Origin of the sequence: Sandarakinorhabdus rubra, assembly GCF_010994245.1 — a bacterium.
Taxonomy (GTDB): Bacteria; Pseudomonadota; Alphaproteobacteria; order Sphingomonadales; family Sphingomonadaceae; genus Sandarakinorhabdus; species Sandarakinorhabdus rubra.
The window spans coordinates 1-4,794 of the sequence record NZ_WMHO01000197.1 but is presented as its reverse complement, the minus strand read 5'-3'; the positions used below and the strand labels follow the sequence as shown (position 1 = coordinate 4,794).

Genomic DNA, 4,794 nt, shown 5'->3' with positions numbered 1-4,794 from the left:
CCGCCGCCGGCCCCGGTCACCAGCACACGCTCGCCGGCCTTCAACCGCCCGCGCTCGATCAGCCCAACCCAGGCGGTGAGCGCCCCCACCGTGAAGGCCGCCGCCTCGGCCAGCGACAGCCCGGCCGGCACCCGCCGCACGGCGCGCGCCGGCAGGGTGATGCGCTCCGCCATCAGGCCGGAACGGGCGCCGATGATGACGTCCTGGCCCAGCAGCGCCTCGGCACCCGGCCCGGCCGCAATCACCGTTCCGCTGCCTTCGGTGCCAGGGATGAAGGGCAGCTCCGGCTTGTACTGGTAACCGCCCTGCAACATCAGGAAATCCGGGAAGTTGAGGCTGGCATAGGCGGTCTTCACCATCACCTCGTGCGCGCCGGGGGCCGGCGGCTCCGGCCAGTCGGCGTGCAGGGCAAGGCCCGACAGATCGGGCGACAGGGCGGAACAGACGGCGGCGCGCATGGGCGGTTCAGCCTTCGAAGTGCGGCGGGCGGCGGGTCATGAAGGCGTCAGCGCCCTCGGCAAAGTCCTGGCTGGCAAAGGCCGCCGCGAAGATCGCGCGCGTCTCTTCATCCTCGGCCACCTGGCCATCGAGCACACGGCGCACGAAGCTCTTCAGCGCCCGGGTCGACTGGCGGGAATTGGCGAGGATCGGCTCCACCAGGCAATCGGGCGTGTGCGCCACCTGCTCCACCAGACCGATGCGAAGGGCCTCGTCAGCGGTGATCAGGCTGGCTGTGAAGAGCAGCCGCCGCGCCTGGCCCGGCCCGACCAGATCGGTGAGCAGCTTCACGTCGTGCAGCGGATAGACAAGGCCGAGCTTTGCCGGGGTGATGCCGAAGCGTGCCGCCGTGGTCGCCACGCGCATGTCACAGGCGAGCGTGAGCCCGCAGCCGCCGCCGATGGCATCGCCCTCGACAAAGGCAATACTGGGCAGCGGAAAGCGGGTGAGCGCATATTGCGCGGCGTTGATGGCCGCCTGGTTGGCGGCGCGCCAGCTGGCATCGCCCACATTGTCCAGCATCTCGCCAATGTCGGCCCCGGCACAGAAGGCGCGGCCGGCCTCACGCGCCTGCACGATCAGCAGTCGGCATTCGGGCCGGGCCGCCGCTTCGGCCAGCAGGTCTGGCACGGCCTGCCACATGGCAAGCGTGAAGGCATTGCGCTTCTCCGCCCGGTCGATGAGCAGCCGCGTGATGCCGCCGTCATGCTGGAGCTTGAGGCTCATCATGGTCCTCCGAGCGACGGCACCGGGCCGGGGTGCCAGGCGCTATCGCTGGCAAAGCGGATGGCCGGCGCGATGTGCGGGATGCCATCGTCCGTCACCAGCAGGCGGTGCTGGGCGATGTGCGGCGCGGCATAGGCCTCGGCAAAATCCAGCACCGGCGCGAAGGCGACATCGAGATCGGCCATGAACGCCTCCCACTCGGGCCGCGTGCGGGTGGCGAAGGTCTCGCGCAGAAAGGCGACGAGCGGCGCCTGCGCCGGCCCGGCCTCTGCCTCGGCCAGCGGGACGAGATCGGGCCGGCCGAGCGCGCCGAGCAGGCTCTTCGCGAACTTGATCTCGCGCCCGCCCAGCACGACATGGCGGCCATCGGCACATTGATAGACATTGTAGAAGGCCGCCCCGCCGAGGCTGCGCTGATCGGCCGAGGTCGGCGCCGGGCCGCCGGCCAACGCACGGCCGGCAATGTGCGCGGTCCATGGCAGCAGGCTGTCCAGCATGGCAATGTCGACATGATCGCCCTGCCCCGTGCGCTCGCGGCCGATCAGCGCCATCAGCACGGCGGCCAGCCCGGTCAGGCCCGCCGCCACGTCGGAGGCCGGTACCCCCGGCACGGCGGGATGCCCGTCGCCGGCATCGTTGACGCTCAATGTTCCGGCCAGTGCCTGGACCGCCATGTCGTGTGCCGGGTGATCGGCGAGCGCCCCCTGCTGCCCGAAGGCCGAGAGCGAGCAATAGATGATCCGCGGGTTGAGCGCGCGCACCGTGTCCCAGCCAAAGCCCAGCCGCGCCATCACGCCGGGACGGAAACCTTCGAGGAACACGTCCGCGCCGCGCACCAGTTCGGTGAGGTCCGCCTTGCCCTCTGCCGTCTTCAGATCGAGCACGACGCTGCGCTTGCCGCGGTTGAGGTTGGCGAACCAGATGCTGTGGCCTCCCGCAAACGGCGCCTGGTCTCGCGCCGGGTCGCCGGCCGGCGGCTCCACCTTGATCACCTCGGCGCCCTGCTCGGCCATCATGAGCGACAGCATCGGGCCGGGCAGGAACATGGTGAGATCCACCACGCGGATGCCGCTGAGCTTGCCCATCAGGCCGGGTTCCGCTTCACCCACTGGCGCGCCACGATCATGCGCTGCATCTCGTTGGTGCCCTCGCCGATGCACAGGAACATGGCGTCGCGATAGAAGCGTTCGATGTCATACTCCTTGGAATAGGAATATCCGCCGAAGATGCGCATGCCCTCCTGCGCGTTCTCGAACGCGGCCTCGCTGGCGAAATACTTGGCCATGCCAGCCTCCATGTCGCAGCGTTCGCCGCGATCATAGGCGGCCGCGGCATCCAGCGTCATCAACCTGGCGGCGCGGGCGCGGGTAATCATCTCGCCCAGCTTGAGCTGGATAGCCTGGTGCTCGGCGATCGGCTTGCCCATCGTCTGCCGCCCCTGCGCATAGGCACCGGCCAGCCTGAGTGCGCCTTCCGCCAGCCCTGCCCCGCGCGCCGCCACGTTGATGCGCCCGAGCTCAAGCCCGCCTGTGGCCTGGAAGAAGCCCTGCCCCTCGACGCCGCCGATCAGCTGGTCGGCCGGCAGGCGATAATCGTCGAACACCAGCTCGGCGGTGTCGATGGACTTGTAGCCCAGCTTGTCGAACTTGCGGCCCGTCGTCAGGCCCTCGCGCTTGTCGGCGATCACCAGGCTCATGCCGGTGTAGCGCGGATTGGCAGCGGGATCGGTCTTCACCAGCACGGCAAAGCAATCGGCGTGGATGGCGTTCGAAATCCACGTCTTGGTGCCGTTCAGCACATAGGCATCGCCATCGCGGCGGGCCACGGTGCGGATGGCCTGCAGGTCGGTGCCGGCATTGGGTTCGGTCAAGGCCAGGCCGCCCCTGATCGCGCCGCTGGCGAGGCGCGGCAGCCAGGCCGCCTTCTGGGCCTCCGTCCCGAACCGCTCGATGGCGGCCGCCATGATGAGGTGGGAGTTGAAGATGCCGGTGATCGCCATCCAGTGGCTGGAGATCATCATCACGATCTGCGCATAGGTGGTGGCCGGCAGCCCCAAGCCGCCATACTGGCGCCCGATGGTGGCACCGAACAGGCCCATCTCCGCCATTTCCGCGACCAGCTCGGCCGGCCAGATATCGCCATGGTCGTGGGGCTTGACCACCGGGATGACGCGCCGCTCCAGCCAGCGTTCGATGCTGTCCAGGAAGGCGCGTTCCTCGTCTGCCGTGATGCTCATGCCCGCCTGCCGCCAAGTTGCCGCCCCTTCATAGTGCCGCCGGCGCTATCTGCGCATCTGCCTTTTCGGTTGGGTCTGGAGGGACGCAGGGGATCGTCACACTGCAAATTGCAGTGAAATGGAAGGGTACAGTTCACCGTCATTCTAACACCGCCCTTGTGCTTGCGAGACATCCGACCGGTTGCCAATGCGATGCATAACGACGAGCCTTGACAGGGGAATATTCTTACCATTAAGTTAATAAGGAGTGGATTGGAGAATTCTCAATGAGCATCGTGCAGAAATCTCGCGCGGTATTTATTGTTATGGCTTGGTCTTTGCTGACTACTACTCAAGCAAATGCAAAAAATCGAGTTTCTACTATTGAGGGAACCGGCGTCGTAACAACAAATCGAGTTTCATTGAATGAGGGATTGACAGGTCTAGATTTTACAAAGAATATTTCAGGATTGCCTGTTGACTTTAAAGTCACGTACTTCAGATATTCTGGAAATTCAACTATCGATAACTGCCCCAGTTCACCCTCCTGCTCGACTGGCGCCGACTTAGAAATTAGGTTGAACAATGGTGGGCCTTTTCATCAGGAGTTTCCGTTTGGATATCCAAACGGAAGCGTCGATGAAAGAATCACGTTCTGGACTGGTCAAGGCCAGCTATTTAGTGGTGAAATATTAGATCCGAATGAAGTTTTTGGTGGGGCAAGTTTTGTACAATCGGGCAATGATTTCATTTATCGAGGAAGCGCGGAATCGATTGGAAGAAATATCTATTCCTTCTTTGGAATCTCTGCACGCTTTAATGAGGATGGATCTTTTGGTTCAGGCGAGGGAAGCTATAGTTTAGGGTATTTCTCAACAAACTACTTCAATCTTGAGGTGTCTTTCGACATCACTCGCGCCGAAGTGAGAGATTTTTCCCATGTCCCAGAACCATCGGCATGGCTGATGAGCTTGGCTGGCTTCTTTATCGTTGGCGTTGCAGCACGACGCAAGCATCGCAATATTGATCAAGTATATACGGGAATCCCGGTGCGCTAATGCCCAATCACGACAATGCAATAGGGCTGACCGGGGGACGCCATGATTGAAACCTAGGAATGGCGGATACTAACGCCGCCACCGTCAGCCTTTGCCCGGTTTAAAGTGAGGCCGGAGCGTCAGCTTCCTAGGTTGGGGTCAGGCGAGCGCGGCCAGGAGCGCCTGGTTGGTGGCGGCCGCCGCATCCATCGGTGCCAGGTGCCCGCCGCCGGGGATCAGGGCACTGGCGAGGCCTGCTTCGGCCATAGCGGCGGCCACTGCGCGGCGCCAGGGCGTGTCGTCGGCGCCAGCCAGCGC

Annotated in this window: 5 protein-coding genes; 1 reads left to right on the top strand and 4 read right to left on the bottom strand. The window is 64.2% G+C overall.

The features are described from left to right. From GJV64_RS11420 to GJV64_RS11405, 4 genes are all read right to left on the bottom strand, one after another. The coding region (locus GJV64_RS11420; RefSeq protein WP_164157345.1) for an alcohol dehydrogenase catalytic domain-containing protein at positions 1–458 on the bottom strand (458 nt) is incomplete at its 3' end. 7 nt (positions 459–465) lie between these two features. Further along, positions 466–1,224: an enoyl-CoA hydratase/isomerase family protein gene (locus tag GJV64_RS11415; protein ID WP_164157344.1), complete on the bottom strand. Its 759-nt coding sequence runs from the start codon at positions 1,222–1,224 to the stop codon at positions 466–468. Beyond that, complete coding sequence (locus GJV64_RS11410) at positions 1,224–2,333, bottom strand: CaiB/BaiF CoA transferase family protein (protein WP_235927712.1); 1,110 nt, start codon at positions 2,331–2,333, stop codon at positions 1,224–1,226. The genes GJV64_RS11415 and GJV64_RS11410 overlap by 1 nt, the downstream gene beginning before the upstream one ends. Next, positions 2,309–3,460, bottom strand: a complete 1,152-nt coding sequence (locus GJV64_RS11405; protein WP_164157343.1) for an acyl-CoA dehydrogenase family protein — start codon at positions 3,458–3,460, stop codon at positions 2,309–2,311. The genes GJV64_RS11410 and GJV64_RS11405 overlap by 25 nt, the downstream gene beginning before the upstream one ends. A 266-nt stretch (positions 3,461–3,726) precedes the next feature. Here GJV64_RS11405 and GJV64_RS11400 point away from each other — a divergent pair, with 266 nt between their 5' ends. Continuing rightward, the gene (locus tag GJV64_RS11400) at positions 3,727–4,497 is read left to right on the top strand and encodes a hypothetical protein (RefSeq protein ID WP_164157342.1); all 771 of its coding nucleotides are present in this window, start codon (positions 3,727–3,729) and stop codon (positions 4,495–4,497) included. The last annotated feature ends 297 nt before the right edge of the window (positions 4,498–4,794 follow it).

Coding starts and splice junctions, on each gene's coding strand:
- GJV64_RS11415 (WP_164157344.1), bottom strand. CDS start 1,224: ATGAGCCTCAAGCTCCAGCATGACGGCGGCATCACGCGGCTGCTCATC.
- GJV64_RS11400 (WP_164157342.1), top strand. CDS start 3,727: ATGAGCATCGTGCAGAAATCTCGCGCGGTATTTATTGTTATGGCTTGG.
- GJV64_RS11405 (WP_164157343.1), bottom strand. CDS start 3,460: ATGAGCATCACGGCAGACGAGGAACGCGCCTTCCTGGACAGCATCGAA.